The organism is Bacteroides sp. MSK.20.82, from assembly GCF_019052485.1.
Taxonomy (GTDB): Bacteria; Bacteroidota; Bacteroidia; order Bacteroidales; family Bacteroidaceae; genus Bacteroides; species Bacteroides thetaiotaomicron.
This window is the reverse complement of sequence record NZ_JAHQUN010000036.1, coordinates 15,315-39,075: the sequence shown is the minus strand read 5'-3', so window position 1 is coordinate 39,075 and position 23,761 is coordinate 15,315. Positions and strand designations below refer to the sequence as shown.

The 23,761-nt window shown below is 42.2% G+C and carries 14 protein-coding genes; 6 read left to right on the top strand and 8 right to left on the bottom strand.

Annotation, left to right across the window (positions count from 1 at the left end; all coding sequences use genetic code 11):
- Positions 1-10: 10 nt before the first annotated feature.
- The 3 genes from KTR07_RS21030 to KTR07_RS21020 all read right to left on the bottom strand — a co-directional run bounded on the left by KTR07_RS21030 (position 11) and on the right by KTR07_RS21020 (position 4,904).
- Positions 11-1,144, bottom strand: a complete 1,134-nt coding sequence (locus KTR07_RS21030) for a DNA/RNA non-specific endonuclease (protein WP_225659343.1) — start codon at positions 1,142-1,144, stop codon at positions 11-13.
- A gap of 133 nt (positions 1,145-1,277) precedes the next feature.
- Positions 1,278-3,941, bottom strand: a complete 2,664-nt coding sequence (locus KTR07_RS21025) for a DUF5689 domain-containing protein (RefSeq protein ID WP_022472122.1) — start codon at positions 3,939-3,941, stop codon at positions 1,278-1,280.
- A gap of 483 nt (positions 3,942-4,424) precedes the next feature.
- Entirely contained in the window at positions 4,425-4,904 is a 480-nt protein-coding gene (locus KTR07_RS21020) for a hypothetical protein (RefSeq protein ID WP_119188057.1), read from the bottom strand.
- A gap of 1,691 nt (positions 4,905-6,595) precedes the next feature.
- Here KTR07_RS21020 and KTR07_RS21015 point away from each other — a divergent pair.
- On the top strand, positions 6,596-9,157 hold the full coding sequence (locus KTR07_RS21015; protein WP_103878004.1) for an outer membrane beta-barrel family protein: 2,562 nt from the start codon (positions 6,596-6,598) through the stop codon (positions 9,155-9,157).
- A 27-nt stretch (positions 9,158-9,184) separates the two neighbouring features.
- Here the strand turns inward: KTR07_RS21015 and KTR07_RS21010 are convergent, their stop codons facing one another.
- From KTR07_RS21010 to KTR07_RS20995, 4 genes are all read right to left on the bottom strand, one after another.
- A complete protein-coding gene (locus tag KTR07_RS21010) occupies positions 9,185-10,549 on the bottom strand; it encodes a glucoamylase family protein (protein ID WP_055229072.1) in 1,365 nt (454 codons plus the stop codon).
- 122 nt (positions 10,550-10,671) lie between these two features.
- Positions 10,672-12,987 carry a beta-glucosidase BglX gene (bglX, locus tag KTR07_RS21005; protein WP_008762518.1) on the bottom strand — a complete coding sequence of 772 codons (2,316 nt, stop codon included), beginning with the start codon at positions 12,985-12,987 and terminating at the stop codon, positions 10,672-10,674.
- Positions 12,988-13,017: 30 nt separating this feature from the next.
- Positions 13,018-14,547, bottom strand: a complete 1,530-nt coding sequence (locus tag KTR07_RS21000; RefSeq protein WP_117981110.1) for a RagB/SusD family nutrient uptake outer membrane protein — start codon at positions 14,545-14,547, stop codon at positions 13,018-13,020.
- A gap of 95 nt (positions 14,548-14,642) precedes the next feature.
- Positions 14,643-17,708, bottom strand: coding sequence for a TonB-dependent receptor (locus tag KTR07_RS20995; RefSeq protein WP_117981109.1), 3,066 nt, complete (start codon positions 17,706-17,708; stop codon positions 14,643-14,645).
- Positions 17,709-17,906: 198 nt separating this feature from the next.
- Between KTR07_RS20995 and KTR07_RS20990 the strand changes: the two genes are divergently transcribed.
- The 5 genes from KTR07_RS20990 to KTR07_RS20970 all read left to right on the top strand — a co-directional run bounded on the left by KTR07_RS20990 (position 17,907) and on the right by KTR07_RS20970 (position 22,583).
- Complete coding sequence (locus KTR07_RS20990; protein WP_022472115.1) at positions 17,907-19,532, top strand: tetratricopeptide repeat protein; 1,626 nt, start codon at positions 17,907-17,909, stop codon at positions 19,530-19,532.
- A gap of 151 nt (positions 19,533-19,683) precedes the next feature.
- Complete coding sequence (locus KTR07_RS20985) at positions 19,684-20,040, top strand: DUF3244 domain-containing protein (RefSeq protein WP_008762522.1); 357 nt, start codon at positions 19,684-19,686, stop codon at positions 20,038-20,040.
- A gap of 194 nt (positions 20,041-20,234) precedes the next feature.
- Positions 20,235-20,999 carry a hypothetical protein gene (locus KTR07_RS20980; RefSeq protein ID WP_008762523.1) on the top strand — a complete coding sequence of 255 codons (765 nt, stop codon included), beginning with the start codon at positions 20,235-20,237 and terminating at the stop codon, positions 20,997-20,999.
- A gap of 437 nt (positions 21,000-21,436) precedes the next feature.
- Entirely contained in the window at positions 21,437-22,084 is a 648-nt protein-coding gene (locus tag KTR07_RS20975) for a hypothetical protein (protein WP_008767120.1), read from the top strand.
- Positions 22,085-22,208: 124 nt separating this feature from the next.
- Positions 22,209-22,583, top strand: coding sequence for a hypothetical protein (locus KTR07_RS20970; RefSeq protein ID WP_008767119.1), 375 nt, complete (start codon positions 22,209-22,211; stop codon positions 22,581-22,583).
- Between the two features lie 240 nt (positions 22,584-22,823).
- On the opposite strand, the gene KTR07_RS20965 is transcribed toward KTR07_RS20970, so the two are convergent.
- Complete coding sequence (locus KTR07_RS20965) at positions 22,824-23,714, bottom strand: PfkB family carbohydrate kinase (protein WP_008762527.1); 891 nt, start codon at positions 23,712-23,714, stop codon at positions 22,824-22,826.
- Between the last annotated feature and the right edge of the window lie 47 nt (positions 23,715-23,761).

Sequence of the window (23,761 nt, the reverse complement as noted above, 5' to 3'; positions counted from 1 at the left end):
AGCTAGCTTATTAGTTAATCCCCCATTGAGTGGGATTATTTTGTTGTTTTACACTGTTGGATACTTGTGGAAAGAAGGTAAATCCTGTCATCTTTTCGATGTCTGCTACAGAAGTACAGATAGACTTAGGAGGTTCAATGTTTCCATATGATTTGTGATCTACCCAAAATCCGATTGATATCAGTTCACTGTCTGAACAATCTTTGATGTTCTTTCCTGTTTTTCCACTCTTCGTACGCAGAAGTACTTTAAAATAGTTTGTAGGAACCGGAACTGTATTCCTTGCTCCATCTGTAGTGGTGGTTGCACCTGCCCCAAAATATGCGCCGGTAACTACATACAAGGTATCAGAACAGTTATTTGCCCGAACTTTTGTTTCAAGTTTAGCCCACATATCCTGATTCAAACGATTAAGCTGTGGGGTCATATTGGACATATAGAAGGTTTGAGCATTCATTTCGTCTGTTCCTAAGCGATCGGCTGATGGAAGCTGGTGACCACGGTCATAAGATCCTCCATAAGATCTTAATGTACAATCAGCCTGATAACTTTGAGGAATGATAGGATCGAAGGCCCAACGGTCTGTACGTTCTCCTGAACCTTTGAGGTATGCGTTATGTATTGGATAAGCTACCCACAAAGCTGCTTTCTTAGTCTTATCAAAACAAATGGAATAATTACGTATTGTCTTGTTATTTAAAAGAGCATAATGAGTTACATACTGATAATTAGCATTTTCCTTGAAATCAGGTACTTCAGCCCACAGGTTAAAAGCAGGTAGGTTCTGCTGTGATTCAGATAATTGTACTAAATCAAAGACTTTCGCCTCTTGGTCTGCAAACTGGAGTGAAATTTTAGCTACACGTTGTTCTTTACCTGTATTGCTATTATAATACACGTATAAAACATTGAGTCCGTCTTTTATTTCTCCGGATTTAGAGGATAAGGTCAGATCATTGCTACTGAAAGAACACCATGTTGTGCCCTCAGTGATTTCTGCATTCCATATTGTCCCAGGAGTACCTGTGATGATTATGGCAGACGATCCGGATGCTGATTTTACAGTGGAGGAAATTTTCCAGTAGGCATCACCTGTTTGTGACGAGCCTCCACCGTTGGAGTCATCGTTGCTACATGCTGTCATTAATAAAATGAGCACTGATAGCAATAATGATGTATAGTATTTGGTAAATGATATCATTTTAAGATATATATTTAGAGACAAGTAACTCTTGGCAAGTATTACCTGCCAAGAGTTTACTAATTTCTATCAGATTTTAATATAATTGGAATCCACACATTACACCTCGAGCTTTGGCTCCATTCCCATCAAAATTAGCATCAGTTGCAATTGTGATTGTTGACTCAGGTGTTAAGTCTGTAAGGTTAAAAGTGTAATAGTCTGAATCAGTAAAGGTTACAATGAATGTTCCAGTTCCTGCTACACCAGTATTTGGCTCTGCTGTAATATTATCATCACCTGACACACTACCACCTCCATTAACTTTTATATAAACAGTCATTGTCTCTTTATTCCATGCGCTAGCATAGAAAGACAATTTTTTGTTGCCACTGATTCCTAAAGCTCCTGTTGTAAATGTTCCACTTTTTTTGCTGGTACCCAATTTCAGTCCTTCAATAGTAGTTTCATTAATAGATAAATCTTGAGAGTAGGCATTTGTTTTATCAGAACCTTGAGCGAATAAGAAGGGTGTCATGGAAGTATAAGTTCCTTTTGTATCACTTCCTCCTTTTGCTGAAACTTTTATAGGCACAGTAACACTATTGCCATTAGTAATGCTGATGGTGAGGTCTTGCTTAACATCATCACTGCTTTCGTTAGCATTTGATGTAACTATTACTTTCCCATTTTCGAGTTTTGCAGATAAAATACCGCTTAATTGGCTTATTGCAAGTGTATTACTGCCTTGATTAACAGTCGTTACTTCAATTGTTTGACTTCCACCTATAGAAGAAAAACTAACAGAAGATGGATCAACCGATACAATCATTGGTTTATTGGAAGCGAATCCGCTCACGTCTTCAAGATTACGAGGTGCCAATTGTCCTGCACTTTGGTAGATGGAAGCAATACCCGTCATTGATGCTGTTGTTGCTGCATATGGCTGATTATCGAACGGAGTTGCGTTCTTGTTTATATTGACAGTGAATGATGTCCCTGCAACATTGAATGTATGATTTTTGCCAGCACCAGCATCTTTCCACACTCCTCCTGTTGCAATATTGACATTTTCAACTGTAACAGGCATACATACAAATGCTGCTAGTTGAGATAAAGTGACTTTTACAGGTGTTACGGCATTGTTTGCAGAAATAACCTCAATATTATCTGCACTGAATCCTTCAACTTGAGGTACATCATAACGTTTATATATTTTGGCTACATCTTTTTGTAATGTTACTTTAATCTCTTGACCTAATGCATACTGAGTTACATCTATTTGGTTGTTATATAAAGAAAGTGCATTACCCGCTGTGGTAGCTCCTTTGGTCATCAGATAAAGAGTACCATAAGAGTAGTTCTTGCCTGCAGGATCACCACAAATAATACCTTGAATTACATAGTTTTCATCTACAGCTGTGGAAGTACTTGTCATTTTTGTTACTAAGTCTGCTATAGAAATAGGAGTTGCAGTAGACTCGGTAGCAACAAATGTTTTAGGCTCACCGTAAATAGTACTAGATGCAGTTGTTGCATAAGCACGGAATGCATATTGATTGTCTTTAGTCAGATTAGTAACAGCTACTGTCCAAGGATTTTCTTTTACCGATGCGGCTGTTTTAGTTGCTTTTGTCCAATCAATATCTGTTACAGTTCCAGTACTGAATTCAATATACTGTACACCAACTTCGGTGGCTTCAGAAATTTCAATATTAGCAACTGAACCACCTAATGTTGCAGTAGTAGCTGTGATGGCTTTTGCATCTGTGGTTGTTACTTTAGGTTCTCCTGCTGTTCCAAAATCAATTTCAGTACCACCAGCACCTGTTGCCAAAGTGATATCATCTAAACGAATAGCTGAAGCATCTAAAGCTGTGAATCTGATATATAGGTTTTCTGGAACTTGTTTTAATGTGAAGTTTGCTGTTGCAAAAACCCAATAAGGATAATCGGCATCGCCATTATTCTTAGTATATGTAATTGGTACCCAAGCCGTACCATCAGCACTTAATGCAACTTCAAATTTGGAAACATCGAAGGTGTTGTCGTATGTTCCGTTATTGTTCACAGAACGGCTGGCTCCAAATGTCAATTGCAGATTCTTTTGTTCGGAAGTAAGCGTGATCGTATTAACATTGAAGTTTGTAGGAGTTTTGCCGAAAAATACAACGTTAGGTCCTGATGCACCTGCATAAGCATCTGTATTTGCTAATCCACTATTACGGACTGAAGCATTTACGCCTGTATAAGTAACGGATTCTGAACCGACCCCTGTTTTATTCCATCCTTCGTATTTATCAACAAAAGGCCAATTCGTTTTATCAAGCTCAATTGTACCAACATTGTCGTTGTAGATTACTACAGATGGCTCTACGCTTCCACTGCTAATCTTAACAGTCTCTGACATCAACACACCCACTTTATTTGAAATCTCAATAACAACGCTGGCTTCATCATTAACGTTTTCCGGAATGCTAACCTGAATAGTAGCAGAACCTTCACCTTCATATTTTGATAGAGTAACCCATGATTTGTCATCCTTTACTGTAGCTTTCCAACTACGGTTGGTTGAAATGTCAAAAGAAGCTTGGCTTCCGTTGGCTGGTTGACCGTCTAAGCCGAAAATCAAGGTTGTAGGCGAAACTTCGAGGTATGGAGCCTCGGTATCATCATTGTCGTCAACGCAACTTACGAAAGCTGTGCTAACCATTACAAGCATAAGCCCGTAGAATAACTTCAGAAAGTTCAAATTTCTCATTTTGTTGCTTTGTTAATTAATTAATAAAATTTTTGTGAATCATTTATCATTTTGTTCTCTCTCAATAATAATAGTTTAGCAAAGTTATTTTTTTCTATGAAACGTGCAAAGTTTCTAACGTCTTTTTCATATTACAACTGTGTTAAATTTTAGTGACTTAAGAACCGGCAATGAGGTGATTTTCGACATTGACGAATAGATTGATTCTTTTTATCTTCAATATATAACATTGTGAAAGAATTTAGAGATGTTTGTTACTTTTTTGAAAGATTTGCATTATGCCTTTATTGGACTTGGCCTTGTTAGCAATTGCACTGTTTACGGAGTATTAATAGAAATATTTTTGAATGGACTTCATTTATAGTTTGATAGATAGAATCCTAATGGTATAAATTTATTTTAATATTTGGATGCTGAAATACCGTATTGGGAATGAATGCGTCTTTTTACTTTCATCTTGATGGTGGAATCTTATTGTATAAACTATTTATTTCTTCTTTTGTGCTCTGATTGCCGAATGTTTTGTGATGATCTTGTTGCTTTGATCTTCATCCACAATTTCTCCCACCATCCACTTTCAGCTTTACTTAGCGTATCAGAAGTTATCGTGATTATCTTTTCTCTCAACTTGTTCTGTTCGGTTGCCATCGCATACTGCTTTTCCAACACTGAAATTCTACGCTTTTTGCATTGAAGGTCTTGCTCTTGTAGCTCAATGACTTCAAGATAAACTTTGCATACTTCGGATTGGTTATTGCAGAGCTGTTCCAGCGTATGAATGTAGTCTTTGGTGGGAAGGGTTTTGTGCCAACACAAGAATTTCTGAAGGCTCTTTTCGTCTATGATAAGAGTAGTTTCAGTGAAATATGCGGTGATTGCTTCCATTTCTGCCCACAAACAGATGTCTTCTTCTTTGACTCCGTACTTGTGCGCCGCTTCGTCTATGCTAATCCATTTCGGCATAGTGTTTCTTTGTTTATGCGTTTAACAAAAAGAGCGAATAACTCTTGCCAAGCATGGTGCAACAAGCATCCCTGCATTTTGCTTTCTAGTCGGAGGGTTATGGGGTATGGGGATTATGTAAGGGAACCGACCGGATACAAAAGAGGCATGGATGCTGTTGAACCATTATCTGTACTCGAGGCCTAGCAAACCCTTGCAAAAGACAATGATAACAACAGACATCCACGCCAATCGTTTATATATAACACATCTCTTATTGATATGTTGATATACAGCCATTCACGTGGAGTATCTGTTGTATCATCTCTCTTTGCGTGAAATTGCTAGTTTCGAGTACGAGAGACAATACATTATTAATACTCCTATTTAAGGAATAAAAAACACTACCCGCTTATTACATCTCGCTGATGCGCAGAAAGTGTACAGCAAAGATATATGTTTTTTCGGAATAAAGTGGGAGAATGGGAATAAATAAAAGAAGTCTGGTATTTAGAATGATTTTTTGTGTTTAGGCGATGTTATTTCAAGGTGTTGTTTGCCATTAATATCACTTAGCACATTTATCTCCTTCGTAAAGCAACGCTTTGTATCTTCAAAAGCTATGCTTTATGGTTGCTAAAGCATTGCTTTAAATAACCATACAGCAGATGTTACGAGTGTCGCCTTCACCTTCACTTTTTCCTCTCAACCTTTTATTTATCAGTGATCTCGGGTGAAGGGACGGCTATTCACCTAGTGAGTGGAGAAAACATTGTAAGTGTTTGAAATAAACTATCAATGGTTTGAAACAAACATTGGGAAGAAAAAAATAATCTATTAGCATCTTTTTATTAGGTTATAGCTAATACGAATATCATTATAGCAAAAACAAATTAGCTTATAGCAAAGTGAACGATGTCTTTATGATTACATATGAAAATTGGGTGAAGGATCGGTGAAGGGCGATATGCTTCACCTGTTATCACTTATGAATAAAAGGTTTCGAAGAAAAGGTGAAGGCTACCCTTCTATTTGAAAATTTATAGTATGGCGTATAAAAGCATCTGGCTTTGATGGGAAGGGGGGGCAGCGCAAGAATTTCTGACATTATACAACTCATACCTCATACAAGTTGCTTGGTATATGGTTGATGCAAGCTCAAGAGAAGGGAAATCAAGGTGATGCCTGCATGGAAGTGGATGTGCAATAAAATGAAAAACGATTCTCTGATATATCAGGAATTACTTGATATTAATGGCAAATAAAATATGGGTTCTAAATATAATACCTTTTAGTGTATAACTTAATCTCTCTTAGTGAATGAATTAATTCGTCCGTCTATAGGCAAAGTTGCGTTTGCCTATAGGCAACCTTTCGTCCGGCTATAGGCGGACGAAAAGATGCCTATAGCCGGACGAATTAATTTATGAATGCGGTGACGTTATTTTCTACAGAGAAAACCTTTATTCAATTATGCCGTTGTTCTTAAGATTTTGAAGATGTATTTATAATGTGCAGCCAAGAAAGACCTCTGCCATTCTATGACCTAGAAATCGGTTTCTCTTTTCGTATAATCTTTTTTATCTCTTCTTTTACGATTCTTAACTCCGAAGATTTCGTAACCATAAAGAAACCATCTACTTTTACCCCGTATTTGTAAGAAATTGAAAGAAACTTCGTCTAATAAACTAAAAACTAAAACGATTCCAAACATGAAACACAGATTGTTGCTACTATTACTATTCGTGTTCACCGCAGTGATGACAGGTTGGGCACAAAACTCCGCTACGCCGTCCTATACTGTCAAAGGGGTACTTTTGGATTCACTGACTCAGGATGGAGAACCATACGCTACTATTAAGATTACTAAAAAAGGAGCACCGGACAAGGCTGTCAAGATGGCGGTGACGGGTGCCAATGGTAGGTTTCAGGAGAAACTGAATGTAGGTGCGGGAGATTACGTCATTACTATTTCTTCGATAGGCAAGGCGCCCGTCACGAAAGAGTTCACTTTGAAACCATCGGTTAGAGTCATTGATTTGGGGACAATGCTCTCCGCTGAGGCTAATAATGAATTGAAAGGAGTGGAAGTCGTGGCGCAAAAGCCTTTGGTCAAGGTGGATGTAGACAAGATAGAGTATAATATTGAGGATGACCCCGACTCGAAATCAAACAGTATATTGGAGATGCTTCGAAAAGTGCCTTTAGTGACAGTGGACGGAGAAGACAACATACAGGTGAATGGTAGCAGCAGCTTTAAAATACACGTCAACGGGAAGCCCAACAATATGATGAGCAACAACCCGAAAGAGGTGTTGAAGAGTATGCCCGCCAATTCCATTAAATATATCGAGGTGATAACATCGCCCGGAGCTAAATATGACGCTGAAGGAGTGGGAGGTATTTTGAATATCGTAACAGTAGGCGGTGGATTCGAAGGATATACGGCAACATTCCGGGCAAATGCCAGCAACTACGGTGCCGGTGCCGGCGGCTACGCAATGGTGAAGCAGGGGAAAATGACTGTCTCTGCCAATTACAACTTTAATTACAATGACCGGCCCCGTGGATATTCGGACAGCTACCGTGAGAACTATGAGTCGGATACGGAAAAATATCTTGAATCAAATAGCAGTTCCAAGTCGAAAGGCAACTTCCAGTATGGAAACCTGGAAGGCAGTTATGAGATCGACACCTTAAGGCTGCTGACGGTGGCTTTTGGAATGTATGGCAGCAATAGTAAAAATTATGGCGATGGATTTACCACCATGTATGGTGCTGACCATGAGGACATAGCCTACAGCTACCGGACCGGCAATCATGGAGATGGCTCCTGGTATTCCATCAATGGAAACATCGACTATCAGCGCACGTCCAGAAAGAACAAGCAGCGGATGATCACTTTCTCCTATAAGATCAATACGCAGCCTCAGACAAGCAATTCTAATACTGGCTATGAAGATATTCACGCCAAAGAGGAGGTGGACGACCTCGTGAAACGGTTGCTGTTGAAAAACAGCCAGTCGGACGGCAAAACGAATACCATGGAACAGACCTTCCAAGTGGACTATACGACTCCGATAGGCGAGTTGCATACCGTGGAGGCAGGTGCGAAATATATCTTCCGCCGCAATACCAGTGACAACAAACTATATGAAGCAGCCGGAGGAAGTGACGATTATTTATATAACGAAGACCGCAGTAGCGACTATCGTCATTTGAATCATATTTTAGCCGCTTATCTCGGATATACATTGAAATATAAGGATTTCACCTTCAAGCCGGGAGTGCGCTATGAACAGACTGTGCAGCGGGTGAAATATATCGTTGGACCGGGTGAGAATTTTCACACGAACTTCAGCGATCTGGTGCCATCCGTTTCTCTTGGCATGAAGCTCGGCAAGACTCAAAACATGCGTGCCGGTTATAATATGCGTATCTGGCGTCCGGGCATCTGGAATCTGAATCCTTATTTTAATAATCTGAATCCGATGTTTATCACCCAAGGTAACTCGAACCTGAAAAGTGAAAAAAGCCATGCGTTCGACTTGTCTTATAGCAATTTTAGTGCGAAGTTCAATATCAATGTGTCGCTGCGCCATTCTTTCAACAATAACAGTATTGAGAATATAAGCCGGTTGATTACGGCGCCCGAAGGGGAGATGTTTGACAATGACCCTACACACATAGCACCGGAAGGAGCTTTGTACAGCACTTATGCCAATATAGGAAAGAGCCGGAATACAGGAATGAGCTTGTATCTGAACTGGAACGCGTCTCCTAAAACGCGCCTGTACGTCAATGGCCGTGGAAACTATAGTGACTTGAAAAGTGAAGCGCAGGGATTGCACAATTATGGATGGAACGGTTCTTTCTATGGTGGCGTCCAGCATACTCTTCCGTTGAAAATACGGTTAAGTCTGAATGGTGGTGGTAGTACTCCTTATATTAATCTACAGGGAAAAGGTTCCGGCTATTATTATTATAGTTTGGGTGCGAGCCGTTCTTTCCTGAAAGATGAGCGTTTGAGCCTGAATGTGTATTGCAGTAATATATTTGAGAAATACAGAAGCTATAACAATCATACGGAAGGCGTAAACTTCCTGTCGAAGAGCAGCAGCAAGTGGCCGAGTCGTAGCTTTGGAGTCAGCATCAGCTACCGGATTGGTGAACTGAAAGCTAGTGTGAAGAAAGCTGCCCGAAGCATCAATAATGACGATGTGAAAGGTGGTGGCGGCGAAGGTGGGAATACAGGTGGAGGAGGTGGTCAGTAGACCACTTCCACGCACGCTGTGATTTCTTTATTTCTGCCTTACATCCTGCTTATTGGTATTGAAACCTAACTTGGTAAGTCCTGCTTGTACATCGGGATGACTCATGAAGAGTTTCCATAACAGCCCTGTCCGGTAATTCTCGATCATGACTGCAATTGGTCCTTGGTCGATGGCAAGGTAACGTTGCGGATACCAGTTGTCTGTTTCGCTGAAAGCATCGTAGAATCCGAAAGGACCGAAGACTTTGTCCCCCATATTATACAGGTGGCGCATCACTTGCATCGAATATTCCGGTGTATAGACGATGGATGAAAGGGCGGCGGTGGGAGAGATAACCCCTTTGTCATCCTGTTCATTCGGTGAATGAGCAGCGTATCCATCGACGGAATAGCTGGCAGTCAGTCCCCAGCAGTCCGGTCCGAAACCTTTGTAGTGTTTGGGGTTGCGGATGCAGTAAGCACGGTTCACTAATGTCAGATTGCGCATTTCGTGGAAGTAGCTGGGACAGTATTCGTCTTTCAGACCGACGGGGTCGAGTCCGAGGAAGGAGTATTGTGCCCAGAAAAGCGGTCCGGCTTCCGTGCCCTGATAGCGGAGATGCAGTTCGATGCCTTCCACTTTATGCGGGGAGACGATAGCTCCGTTCTGCGCCCAGCCATCGTGATAGACAGCTGCCGGTACTCCGTGGGTAGGAGAGGCTGCGGCAAGGATATACATAATCATACATTCGTTGTACCCATGTATGGGGAAGTCCATTTCCCAGCCATAGGTGGGGCTCCAGTGCCAGTATAGTACATTTTGGTCACCGTTGCGGTACCAGTTCCAGTCAACGTCTTTCCATATTTGGTCAATGCGTGCTGCCAGTGCTTTTTCTTTCTCATTACCGTTGATGTAATACTGGTGTACGGCGAGCAGTCCTTGCATCAGGAAGGCAGTTTCTACCAAGTCACCTCCGTTATCCTTCTGTCCGAAAGGTTTCACCTTTCCTGTATCGCCATACCACCAGTGCGGATATGCTCCGTGAAAACGGTCCGCTTTTTCGAGGAAGGAGACGATGCGCTCCATTCGTGCCAGACCTTCTTCGCGGGTGACGTAACCCCGGTCTATTCCGGCAAGGATAGCCATGATGCCGAAGCCGCTGCCGCCGGAAGTGACTACGTTGGCATCATTCTGCGGATATACCCCGTCTACATGATACCGTTCGGGGGCAAGTCCGCTGTTGGGCTCGGCACCTTCCCAAAAGTAGAGAAAGGTGCGGCGCTGAACGGTGTCCATCAAGGCGTCGTCCGTGAGCTCGGAACTGGCGGTGGCTGGTCCGCCGGTCTTGTTTTTGCAGGCTCCCGCTGTCAGTATCAGGCAGAGGAGCGAAATATAGAGAGATAGTTTTTTCATTGATTGTGGATTTAAATGAGAGAATAAAATTTAGGCACGGATTACACGGATTTCACGGTTTTAAGAGATTTCGCAGTTAAAGACCGTGTGAATCCGTGTAATCCGTGCCTATTGTACGATTTTTATTTTAGCGTGAATCGTGCGGATTTCACGTCCCGGCTGTTTGTTCCGATCATTACTTCAAATTCACCCGGTTCTGCTACTAGTTGCAGGTCGTAGTTGTAATATCTCAGCATTTCCGGTGCAATCTTGAACCGTACAATTTCCGACTGTCCCGGTTCAAGGAATATCTTCTGGAAGCCTTTCAGCTCTTTCACCGGACGGGTAGTGCTGCCGACGAGGTCACGGATATAGAGTTGTACTACTTCCGATCCCGGCCATGTGCCGGTATTGGTGACCATTACTGCTGCCGTCAGTTCTCCCGTCATGTCGATGGTAGAACGGCTCAGGTCGATATCACCGTAAGAGAAGGTAGTATAAGACAGTCCGTATCCGAACGGGTAAAGCGGCTCATTGTCCACATCCAGATAATTGCTGCGGAACTTTTCGAACCACTTGCCTTGTGCCAGCGGGCGTCCCGTATTCTTATGTGCATAATACAGCGGAATCTGACCGACATTCTTCGGGAAACTCATTGTCAGTTTTCCACCCGGATTGACATATCCGAAGAGTGCGTCACCGATGGCATAAGCAGCTTCGCTGCCTCCGAACCATACGTTCAGAATAGCAGGTACGTGTTCCTGTTCCCAAGTCAGCGTCAGCGGGCGACCTGTGAATAATACCAGTACGACAGGTTTTCCGGTTTTCAGCAACTCCTTCAGCAGGTTTTGCTGTACATCCGGAATGTTCAGGTCTGTACGGCTGCTGCTTTCTCCGCTCATCTCGGAAGATTCTCCGAGAGCCGCAATGATAATATCCGACTGATTGGCTACCGTCAATGCTTCGTTCAGCAATTGCTCGTCTGTCCGGTTGTCACGGTTTAGTGAACGTCCGAACATCGTGGCGCGTTCTTCGTAAGAGGCGTCGCTGATCAGATTGCTCCCTTTGGCATATAGGATGTTTGCTTTTCCGGCAGTCATCTCTTTCAAGCCTTCTACCAGTGACGGACAGCGGTCGAGTACGGCAGCTACGCTCCATGTACCCGGCATGTTTGTCCGGCTGTCGGCTAACGGACCTATCACGGCGATGTTACCTTTCGGGTTAAAAGGAAGAAGAGGTTCGGCAGGAGTTCCCGGACGCAGGGTCACGTTGTCATTCTTTAAAAGAACAAAGCTTTCTGCGGCAATTCTGCGGGCAGCGTCTCGGTGCGCTTTCGTAAAGATATCACGTGCCGGACGTTTTAAGTCGCAGTACTTGTAGGGATTGTCAAACAATCCCAGTTTATATTTTGCTTCCAGGATACGGCGGCAGGCAGTATTCAGTGTTTCCATAGAAACTTTGCCTTCCTGAATGGATTTCTTGAGTGTGCTGACAAAGCCTTCGCTCACCATATCCATGTCTACTCCGGCATTGATGGCACGTGCGGAAACCGTTTGCAGGTCACCGATACCGTGGTCGATCATTTCGGAGATTCCGGTATAGTCGGTTACCACAAATCCGTTGAACCCCCACTGACCACGCAGTACATCCGTCATCAGCCACTTGTTGGCGGTAGCGGGCACACCGTCTACTTCGTTGAACGAAGCCATTACACTACCTACACCGGCTTCTACAGCCGCTTCGTAAGGCAGCATATATTCATTGAACATCCGCTGGCGGCTCATGTCTACCGTATTGTAGTCACGTCCGCCTTCTCCTGCGCCATACAGTGCAAAGTGTTTTACGCATGCCATAATTTCGTCATTCCGTTGCATGTTCTTTCCCTGATAACCGAGTACCATCGCTTCGGCAATCATGGCTCCAAGGAAGGGATCTTCACCGCTGCCTTCGGAAACACGTCCCCAACGAGGGTCGCGTGAGATGTCCACCATCGGGCTGAATGTCCATGAGATACCGTCGGCACTGGCTTCTATGGCTGCGATACGTGCCGATTCTTCTATGGCGGTCATATCCCAGGTGCAGGATAATCCCAGCGGGATAGGGAACATGGTTTCGTATCCGTGAATGACATCCATACCGAATAGCAAGGGGATGCCCAGACGGGATTGTTCTACCGCCTGTTTCTGCACATCGCGTATTTTTTCTACTCCTTTCAGATTGAACAAGCCTCCTACTTCGCCCCGTTTGATTTTGGCGGCGATGTCGCTGCTTTTGGCTTGTCCCGTAGTGATTTCTCCGGTGACAGGTAGGTTCAACTGACCTATCTTTTCTTCCACCGTCATCTTTTTCATCAATGCGTCGATGAAGCGGTCCATGTCTTGTGGCGACTTCTGCGCTGCCGCACTCAGGAAGCCGGCAGCGAGCAGCAGAAGTGAAAAAAATATCTTCTTATTTATCATATCGTTCTATCAGTTTGATTTGAATATTAATTAATAATCCGGATTCTGTACCAGTACTCCTTTGGACTTGTCAATTTCTGACTGAGGCAAAGGCAATAATGCGTTCTTATCCTGGTAGTTTACTTTCCCGGCAGCGTGCAATACTTCCGAGGCGATTCCCCAACGGACAAGATCGTAGAAACGGTCGGGCTCCAGCCCGAGTTCCACGCGGCGTTCGTGGCGGATGGCTTCCCGCAATTCTCCCTGATCGTTGGTCGTTATTTTGGGTAGTATATTCGTATTGGTGCCTCTGGCACGTGCGCGTACCATTTCCAGATAATCCACTGCTTCTCCGGGGATATTCTTTTCGTTGGCAGCTTCGGCAGCCATCAATACTACATCCGAATACCGGATCAGGCGGATATTCACCCAAAAGCCTTTGTTGGTGTATTCCTTACGCAGTGCGGGGTCGGTATAAGCTTTTTTGTTGAAGTAAGCTCCCATAGCCGGAGAGACGGGGGATTCACCATAAGGTTCGTTGGTGTTTTCCGGGGTGATCGGTTCATCGTCCGTTTTGCGGAAGTAGAGCAGGGTGGCGTTTTTACGAGGGTCACTTGTCTCGTAGGCGTCGGCCATCAACTGGGTTGCCATGTGCCATCCCCAGCCTAAGTCCCACTGACCGGCTCCGCGAACGCCTTGCACTTCGCAGAACTGGCTGCCGATAACGTCACTCTGTGGAAGGGCGGCAGTGGCGGTACATTGCAGTTCGAATATAGAACCGCCACTGTTCTCTCCGTCGTCGGTGAATATTTCGTTATACGGAGTTTTCAGATTATATAAACCTTTGTTGATAACGTCTGTAGAGGCTTTGTACATGTTGTCCCAGTCACTGCGCATCATATAGGTGCGGGCATGAAGTGAACGGGCAGCTCCCCAAGTCAGGCGTCCGGTATATTCGGTGCTCCATGTTTCGGGCAATGACTCTTCTGCAGTTTTCAGGTCGGTATCGATCTGCTCATAGATTTTATCGGCGGTAGTCTTCGGAATGTTGGCTTCCGAGGCATCGTTGATCTTGTAAGTCACTAAAGGTACTTCGCCAAAGGCTCTCACTAGATTGAAGTAACAATAAGCACGGAAGAAAGAAGCTTCCCCTTTGTTGATGATATCTTCGGTTTCTGTTTGTCCGGCAGTCTCTTTCTCGGCAATGGCGTCGAGGATATCATTACACTGGTAGATGATGGCGTAATTCTTTCCCCAGTATGAACCTAGCAAACCGTTGGTCGGGGTGTATAAGAAGTCATCGTACATTTCGGCTACATCCGATCCGTCACTCGGGATACTTCCTTTCTCGGAGTCTTCGGAGCGTAGATAATGGATAGCAATGGCGGGAGTACCGGCGGTGATGTCGAAACTACGCATCATGGTATAGACATTGTAGATTTTACCGTTGACCAGCGCATTGGGATTATCGTCTTCGGTGAATTGTCCCTGCGGACTCCGGTCCAGAAAGTCGCTGCAACTGCTTATCAGCAGAGTGGAGGCGGCAATAAAGGTGGAAAAAAGATATTTATTTAGTTTCATACAATTATAGATTTGATTCATTAAAGTTATATTCCGCATGGAAACCTGGGTGTGCCACCCGCATGGAAACTTGGGTGTGGCACCTTGCCACGCCACTAGAAGGTCAGGTTGATGCCGAAGGTATAGACAGCAGGTACGGGGTAGCTGCCGTCGTCTACTCCGAAGGTGGTGGCGCTACCTCCCAGTTCCGGTGTGTAGCCGGTGTTGTGCTTCCATGTCTTCAGGTTCTGTATGTTGACATAGACTTTCAGTGCCTGCAAGCGTATTTTGGCAAGGAGGGCCTTGTCGAACGAGTAAGCAAGTTGCACGTTACGGATACGGAAGAAGCTGCCGTCTTCGATGTAATACTCCGAATTCAGGTTGTTGATAGAATGTTTGGAGTTCAGCAACGGCTGGCTGTTGGAGGTGCCTTCTCCGTGCCAGCGGTCCATACGCTGTGACAGATAGTTGAACTGTGCAAAGTTATAATTGTCCCAGGTACGGAAAATTTCGTTACCGTGCTGTCCCATCATATCGATGCCCAATGACCAGTTCTTGTAGTTTACTCCTAGAGAAAGACCATAGGTGAAATCCGGTGTCGGGTTACCTATCATTGTACGGTCTTCCGGAGTAATCTTGCCGTCTTTGTTCACGTCGGCGAATTTCAGGTCACCGGGAGTGACTGTGGCAAGGGTATTTTCGGGCGATGCATCGATGTCGGCTTGCGACTGGTATACGCCTGCCACCTTGTAACCGTAGAAGAAACCGATAGGATAGCCCGCCATCGTGTAGCTCTGCTGTTTGTCTCCCGCGATGATGGAGTATCCATCCTGAACGAGGCTCTTCACCTTATTCTTGATGGTGGTCAGGTTGGCGCTGACAGAATATCCCCAGTCGCCGATCTGGTCACGCCAGCTGGCTGCCATTTCAACACCCATGTTTTCAATCTCTCCCAAGTTGCCGATACCGGGTACTGTTCCGGAGATACCGGGCACTTCGGCAAGCAGGTCTTTGGTCCTTTTCTTATAATATACTCCTTCGAAGTGCAGACGGTTGCGCAGCACGTTCGTTTCGAAACCTGCTTCCCAAGCTTCTACTTTTTCCCAACGCAGATTGGGGTTGGGCAGATAGGAGAGCTGGTAACCGGGATAGATAATGGACGGCTTGCCGAAAACAGCCGAGTAAGCATTTGACAACAGCGGTTCGGAGGGATAGGCCCTGTCCAGATTCTGATTGCCTAATGTACCGTAAGATGCCTTGATCTTCAACATATCGAGCCATTTGATATCCTTCATGAACTCTTCTTCGGTCATCAACCAACCGCCGCCTAGTGAGAAGAAGTTCTGCCACTCATTGCCGGTGTACGAGAAGGCGGAAGAACCATCGCGACGGAACGAGCCGTTGAACAGGTATTTTCCTTTGTAGTTGTAGATCACACGTGCCAGCATGGATACCGTAGTCCGTTCCCATTGGGTACTTCCGTTGGTAGCTGTTGCGGCATCACCGATGCTGACAAACCACTTGTCCGGATCGTCAGGAATCACCAGACCGACACCTTGTTTACGTGCTCCGTCCAGTCGGCTCAGTGAATTGTAATACGTCGTGAAGCCGGCTGTAGCGGTCAGGTTATGATTGCCGTGATCAAAACTATTGGTGTAAGTCAATAGATAGTCACTCTGCACTTTTGTTTCATTTTCCTTGAACTGGCTGACTTCTGTCTTGCCGGTTCCCAATGTAACTACATCTCCTGCGGCAGTATCGTCATACACCTTCATGATAGGCAGATAAGTACGTCCGTTGTTGGAAGCATAGTCCATAGCGAACATCGCTTTGAAGTTGAAATGTTTCAGGAAGTCCACTTCGCCATAGATATTACCCGATGCCCGGTAGTTTTCGGCTTTGGTCGTATTGGCTTTCAGATCGACGTCCACCATCGGATTGTTGATCTGTGCTTTCTGAAATTCGGGCAGAACGCTGTACAGGCCATATTCCTTATTGTATACCGGTGCGATAGGGGCAGCACGAAGAGCGCCGAGTACCTGCTTGGAGTCTGCCGGAAGCGTGCGTGCTCCGTTGAACTGGAAGCCGACTTTCAGAAAGTCCGTGATCTTGTAGTCATTACTTGCATTGATAGTCACTTTGCTGAACTTCTCATGCTTGATGTTTCCCTGTTCGTGAGAGTAACCTACGCCTAGGTAGAAACTATGTTTCGGCGAAGCTCCGGTAATACTGATATTATTGTTGGTGATGAATGCAGTCTGGAAAATCTCATCCTGCCAGTTGGTGTTCGCGTTCCAGCCGCTGAAGTCGAACGGAGTGTCCTTCTGATTGGCAAGCTGTTCGCTGTATAGCTCCTGAAATTGCGGACCGTTGACCAAATCAACCTTATCTACTACTTTCTTGAAACCGAAAGAGGTATTAATGTTAACCAGTGTCTGTCCTTCTTTGGCTTTCTTGGTGGTGATGATGATGACACCATTTGCACCGCGAACACCGAAGATAGCCAGTGATGACGGGTCTTTCAGGATCTCCATAGATTCGATGTCCTCCGGATTAAGGAAGTTGATGTTGTCATTGAATAGTCCGTCTACCACGTACAATGGTTTGTAGCCATTGATGGAGTTTGTACCACGGATACGGATTTCGGGATCGGCACCGGCACGTCCGGAGTTTACGATTTGTACACCTGCCACTTTTCCTTGTAGGGAAGATAATGGGTTCGTTGCAGGTTTGTTGGCAATTTCTTCTCCTTTGACGTTGGTGATAGAACCTGTCAAGTCTCTTTTCTTCGCGCTACCGTATCCGATAACGACAGTCTCGGCTAGTACCTGCGAATCTTCTTTCAGGGTGACGTTGATCACATTCTGTGCTCCTACTTTGACGCTCTGTGTAGTCATTCCTACATAGGAGAATACCAGTACGTTTTCTGGTGTGACAGAGATTGAATACTTACCGTCCATATCGGTGATGGTTCCGGTGGAAGTTCCTTGTACGAGCACCGATGCACCGATCAGCGGTTCATTGGCGGCATCTGTTACCGTACCGGTCACTGTCTTTGTCTGTGCAAAGGCGGATACGGAGGTCAGCAACAAGCAAGTGAGCGCCACTATGCTCTTAAACCTGATGGTTTTCTTCTGAAGATCTTGTAAAAGTCTAGTCCTCATTGCATTAAATTTTTCCATTCGTTACTATTTAGGTTGAAGTTTATTCTGCCGTCTTCCGGCGAAAGTAACAAAGTGAACAAATGAAAGGCAAAAAAGATTAGGGAAAGAGAGAGAAAGGGCAATTTTAACATTGTAATTATGATGTGTGAAAAAATTATTTGTCTTTTTGTTGCTTGTTTGTTTTATTCTATTTACATTTGTAAAACGAAACGAACTATGAAGCTACTTCTTTCTTATATTATAGGGTTGTTCCTGATTTTGTCTCTCTCTGCTTGTCATGATGGAGGTAATGCAACTACTCTTTTACATCAGGCAGACTCACTGATGCAAGAGTTCCCCGATAGTGCCCTGTCTCTCCTCGAATCCATTTCTCATCCTGAAAAGTTATCCGGCTCTGAAAGAGCTGATTATGCTATATTTTTGACACGGGCAAGGACTAAGTTGTATGTTCATGAGTCAAGTGATTCATTGATTCGGTTTGCAGTAGATTATTATAAAAGAAGTTGGAATAATGAGCGTAAGATGCAAGCCTATTATTATCGGGGTTGTGTGTATCGAGACATGCGGTGTATGGATTTGGCGGTAAAAGATTTCTTGCAAGCATTAAAGGTAATTCCTAAAGAGAGCGAGTATCTTTATTTGGGGGCCATTTATGAGAATCTGGCGGGATGTTATGCGGAACAAAATCTTTATAAGGATGCTATGCACGCCCATCATAAAGCGCATGAAATTTATATTAAGCAAAAGAAAGATGATGGTCTATTTTATGCTGTTAGAGGGATAGGGTATGTTTTTATGCTTCAACATCAATTGGATAGTGCTTTGGTCTATTATCAAAAAGCATTGGATGTTGCAGAGAATATAGGGGAAGATTATTATAAATCTATAATATTGAGTGAATTGGGAATTTTGCATAATGAAAAAGGGGAATTTCAAAAGGCTAACCAATATCTTTCTGCATCTATATCTTCTGCACCAACTGGTACTAATTTATTTTCTGAATATCTTCGAAAAGGTTGTATCTTACGTAATATCCATCAAATGGACTCTGCACGGTATTATTTGAATTTGAGTAAATCTTCTCCTTATATATTTAACCGTGGAGGAAGTTATGGAGAATTATATAAATTGGAGAAAGAAGAGAAAAATTATCCAGCAGCTATAGCGGCAGCTGATTCTTTTATTTATTATCTAGATTCAATTTATGATACAACAAAGGCAGCTGAGATAACTCGTTTGGCTGATCAATATGAAATCGAATTTTATCAGCAAAAAATTGCGGGAAGATATAAAATTGAGGTCTTATCACTTTTGCTGTTATTTATTATTGGAGGAGCGATTTCTCTTTGGATTGATAAACGTCGAAAAAAGAAGTATCTTGAGTTACAAAATCAATTAATGAAGAGTCGTACAGATATTCTATCTGGGGACTTTGAGGATCAGGGTAATGCTGAATCTGATTTTATGAGGATGTTGGAGCCGAGTTTAGAACTTTGTCTTCAGTTGTTTCGAAGGACAGAAACCCATGAGAAACTTCTTTCTTTGGAGAAAAAGATGGGCGTTGCTACCTCTTTGAGTATTCATGAAGGACAGATGATTTGTGAAAGCATTTATGAAACTTTTGGCGACATTATGCTTAAATTGAAAATTCAATATGCTGATTTAACTAAAGAAGACTTGCTCCATTGCGTATTTTTCTTATTGGGTTGCTCCAAAGAAACAATCTTATTATGTACACGTGCTTCTGAAGGAGCATTTAAAAGTCGGAAAAGTCGCATGAAGATTAAGTTAGGAGAAGAATTCTTTGAATGGATGACTATACGCCAATATCTTGTCTCATAGGTGTTTATGTTGGATTGTGACATTCCTGTAACTTTTCTGTAACTTGCAGTCGAGATCCATAGTTATCTTGTAACTTTATTGTGACCAGGCATCTGAATTTATTTAAATCTTATCCCTTACATTTGTATCATAACCAATAAAAATAAGTATTATGAAAGCAAAACTATTATTATTACTTTGTTGCTTATTTGCGATTGAAGGATGGGCAAATTCAAATGATATTCATTTACTAAAAGATAGCCGCTCTAATCCTATGGGAATACCTATTCAACCTACTTATGAGAAATGTGCTATTCTCTCTAATATTCTTAATGTAAGCTTCGGTAGAGCAAAAGATTATGCTATCATTACTGTAACGAATAAAGCTACAGGTGAAATTGTACATTCCAAAACTTATCACAACACTAGCATTGTCATGATTGATATGTCTTCTTGTGAAAAAGGAGAATATACTATTCATATAATTTTGAATGATTGTTTGTTGGAAGGTACATTTACTGTACAGTGAAACTGAACTGAATAAGGTAATGGATAAATGTACTTTTAGTCTTAGTGACAAGAAGTAACTTTTTGTGTTCCTTTTCTGTATAGTCGATATTTCTAATTGTAAAATATTAAGTTAGAGGAAGGAGGTAATTTCCTTTGGGATCTGTTATTTATTATTGTTGTAACGTATTTATCAACCTTTAAATTCAATCGGTTATGAAAGCAATTTTTTTTATGTTTTTATTATGTTGTATTTGCTGCTTATCATGTTCGGATGAGCAAAATACTCTTTCAGAAGAACAGAATGTTATTGAGAATAAGACTTTTGAAAAAGTGAGTAGTTTAGAATTGAAACAACAACTACTGGATTACTTGAATAATTCGGTAAAAACAAGAACTACTTTTAATAATGCTGAAATGAATTACGATTTAGGTATGCAAGAAATTTTGCGTCCACAAATCCAAACCTTTGGGGAGGAAATGATAGTTGTACGAAGTAAAATGGATGCTAATAATATAATGGCATTTTATAAAGAGAATGGTGTTATTGAAAACTGTCTTATAATTGAATGTGCACAAAATGCTGAAGATGCACTTGAAGAAACTATGTTCACATGTTATGATAGTAACAATATTCCTATTTTTAAAGCAATGGTTAATAAAAGAAATAATACATGTAATGTTCTTGAAATATATGATGGACTTGACGATCTGACAGCCCGTGGTGGAAATTGGGGGTGCAATGTATCTCTTGGCTTGGCTGGTGCTTTATGGTCAACCGCTTTTGGAATGGTTACGGCTGGTGCGGGATTTGTTGTGGCGGTTGGTTGGTGTGTGTTACAAACTTGGCTATGTAGCTCCCGTGTAGTCTCTCGCCCTCCAACGGAAATACAAATAGATACAATAGAATTTAAGCCGATGGAAAGAGATGATGATAGTATAGCGAGAGACACAATAGGTAAACTATTGCCCCTGCGTTGATAATTATTTAATATGTACAGTAAATGAGAAATAATATCAAATTAGCATTGTTTTATATTTTAATATTAGGTCTGTTCTCCATTCTTTTATGTACAGAAAATAGTATTTGGTTTTCTGCTTCTATTGCAATGATTTGTACATCAACGGGAGTTTGCATAGGACAACTTATTAAGAAAAGAAAACGATTTCATGCTAGTACTGACAAATTATGGGTTCTATCAGGACTGTTTTTATTATCTATCATAATTTCATTATGCATTTATTTCTTTTTTGATAATAACCCCAATAAAGTGACATATATTTTACTGATGAATCTAGTTCTAGCTTTAGGTTCTATATTGTATATCTATATCACTAGAGAAAAAACATAAAATAATTAGTCGTATGAATTGATAATTAGAATATTTCAATTCATACGACTTTTCAAATATAGTATTATGAGAAAACTTATTTTATTTTTCCTATTTGTGTTTTCTGTTACAGTAGGATTTGCACAGAGTTTTTCCGGAGATAAACTGTTTATTTCGGTAGATGGTGGAAAAGGTGTATTGTTCGGTAAGTCAAACTTGTCACCTTTTGGTGTTAATTATCGTGGGGAATATAATGGAGGCTTGACGTGTAATGTGAAGACACTCTATCGAATTGATAAATTTTGGGTTGCCGGATTAAAGTTTAATCTCTCCGGTACTTCTGCCAATTATACACTTGATGATGAAACGAATGTAGCTGACAATGTAGAACTTTGGTATTTAGGACCGCAACTTGGATTCAAAATTCCAATAACCGAAAGAACTTTAATTAGTTGCGTATTGGGAGCCGGATATCTACATTATCGGGATGAAGGTCGAAGTAATAGTGAATTTAAATGTACTTCCGGTGCATTGGCCGGGAATATGGACTTTCTGGTAGAATATAAATTGACAGACCACCTTGCGGTAAACGGAGGCTTTTCTGTTTTAAGTGGAGACTTTAAGAAGATTGAAATGACAGCCGATGAGAAAAAGGAAACACTACGTCCAAACAAATTGGATAGACTCTATATGAGACGTCTTGATTTTCAGTTAGGACTAGTTTTCTGCTATTGAACATCTTAGGTCAAAAGATTAGCTGGATAGAGTGAACCTTGAAAGATATTTATTACTTTTGAGGTAAAGCTTGGTTTAGCTGAAAGGTATACGAACAGTCTGAATAATAAATAAAAATAGAACAATGAAATTCATGAAAAAAAATAGGCCAGATGTGATGATTATTATACTGCTTATTCTTTGGGGAATATATGAGATATTCGTAGTACCCTTTGAATATGATACTTTGGTATCTATTTTTGTTGGCTTTAATTTGGTGTATCTTTTTCCTTGGTGCTGTAAAGAAACAAGTGCTGAATATTTAAAGATAAGAAATGCTGCCTTACAATATGCTTTCACATTAATCATTGCAGTACTTTGTGCTTTAAAGATTGTCGGAGTTCTGTGTGAACGTATGTTTGATGTTGATGGTCTGAAAATGATATTTATTGGCGTCTTCTTTCAAAGTGTCTATTTCCTGATTGTTAAATTTAAACGTTCGAAGATACATGAAAGGTAATATTAAATTGGCATTATTCTTTGTTCTATTATTGGGACTCTTTACCATTCTTTTATGTACGGAAAGTAGTCGTTGGTTCTCGGCTTCCATTGCAATGATTTTCACAATGAGTGGTGTTTTTCTAGGGCAACTTATTAAGAACAGGAGAAAAAAGTAGTTAATAAACAGAGCGCTGTTTCATCCTTTTTCAAGATAAAACAGCGCTCTGCTTATTGATATTAACGCCTGTATGGCTCTCTTTTAGTACATCTGCTCCGCAGTCTCCATACATCGAATAACATCTTCCTTATTTCCACAGAAAGGACCGGATTTCTCGATCTTCAGCGTAGACATGGCGGCAGCAAACCGACCTGCTTCTTCGATGCTCGCACCCGATACCCGTTGATACAAATATCCGATAGTATAAGTATCTCCACAGCCGGTTGCATCTACTACTTGTCCGGGTTTATAAGCCGGAATGCGATAAAAATCCGTACCGTCGTAAATGAGAGACCCCATACTTCCTAAAGTGACTAATACTTCTTTCACTCCCCATTCGTGCAGTTTACGTGCGGCCTCATGCGGATCGGAAAGTCCTGTGAGCACTTCCATTTCGTGCTCATTTACTTTAAGGAAATGAATATATTGCAGAGCTTCCCGCTTGTCAGTCCAGTCTACCGGGTATACGTGCGTATCACGTACTTCACGCAGGTATCCTTGCGAATCGACAGCTATCAATCCTTTCCGGGATAACTCCTTAATCACTTCTAAAGAAAAATCATCTGCTAACAGCGAACCAAGATGATAAATTTCCGCCTCTATCTCCTGAAGCTGGGAAGCGGTGAAAGGATCGGCTTTAGCCAACACACGTTGTGTACGGTCATCCGGATTTTCTCCATAGATGTTCTCGAAGTATACAGAGTGCTGGCTGGGTAATGCGGTTACGCTGATGCCTATCCCGCGCAGCTGGTCTACTACTTTCATTTCCGTAGCGCCGACTGCTGTCACTAATGCATAATCTATGTCATTGAAATGGCGGATAGCGTGTGAACAATAGAAAGCTGTGCCTCCAGGCATATAGACTGTGCTTTGAGGAGTGACTACCTTATCCAAAGTGATATGGCCGATGCAGCAAAGTTGATGTTTCTTCATATATGTAATCAATTAAAAAGCCCCCAAGATATTTCTTGAAGGCTTTC

What these genes read in the sequence shown, in the direction of transcription:
- KTR07_RS21030 (WP_225659343.1), bottom strand. Translation starts at nt 1,144, where the DNA reads ATGACAGCATGTAGCAACGATGACTCCAACGGTGGAGGCTCGTCACAA.
- KTR07_RS20975 (WP_008767120.1), top strand. Translation starts at nt 21,437, where the DNA reads ATGAGAAAACTTATTTTATTTTTCCTATTTGTGTTTTCTGTTACAGTA.
- KTR07_RS21010 (WP_055229072.1), bottom strand. Translation starts at nt 10,549, where the DNA reads ATGAAAAAACTATCTCTCTATATTTCGCTCCTCTGCCTGATACTGACA.
- KTR07_RS21020 (WP_119188057.1), bottom strand. Translation starts at nt 4,904, where the DNA reads ATGCCGAAATGGATTAGCATAGACGAAGCGGCGCACAAGTACGGAGTC.
- KTR07_RS20990 (WP_022472115.1), top strand. Translation starts at nt 17,907, where the DNA reads ATGAAGCTACTTCTTTCTTATATTATAGGGTTGTTCCTGATTTTGTCT.
- KTR07_RS20985 (WP_008762522.1), top strand. Translation starts at nt 19,684, where the DNA reads ATGAAAGCAAAACTATTATTATTACTTTGTTGCTTATTTGCGATTGAA.
- KTR07_RS20965 (WP_008762527.1), bottom strand. Translation starts at nt 23,714, where the DNA reads ATGAAGAAACATCAACTTTGCTGCATCGGCCATATCACTTTGGATAAG.
- KTR07_RS20970 (WP_008767119.1), top strand. Translation starts at nt 22,209, where the DNA reads ATGAAATTCATGAAAAAAAATAGGCCAGATGTGATGATTATTATACTG.
- KTR07_RS21015 (WP_103878004.1), top strand. Translation starts at nt 6,596, where the DNA reads ATGAAACACAGATTGTTGCTACTATTACTATTCGTGTTCACCGCAGTG.
- KTR07_RS20995 (WP_117981109.1), bottom strand. Translation starts at nt 17,708, where the DNA reads ATGGAAAAATTTAATGCAATGAGGACTAGACTTTTACAAGATCTTCAG.
- bglX (WP_008762518.1), bottom strand. Translation starts at nt 12,987, where the DNA reads ATGATAAATAAGAAGATATTTTTTTCACTTCTGCTGCTCGCTGCCGGC.
- KTR07_RS20980 (WP_008762523.1), top strand. Translation starts at nt 20,235, where the DNA reads ATGAAAGCAATTTTTTTTATGTTTTTATTATGTTGTATTTGCTGCTTA.
- KTR07_RS21025 (WP_022472122.1), bottom strand. Translation starts at nt 3,941, where the DNA reads ATGAGAAATTTGAACTTTCTGAAGTTATTCTACGGGCTTATGCTTGTA.
- KTR07_RS21000 (WP_117981110.1), bottom strand. Translation starts at nt 14,547, where the DNA reads ATGAAACTAAATAAATATCTTTTTTCCACCTTTATTGCCGCCTCCACT.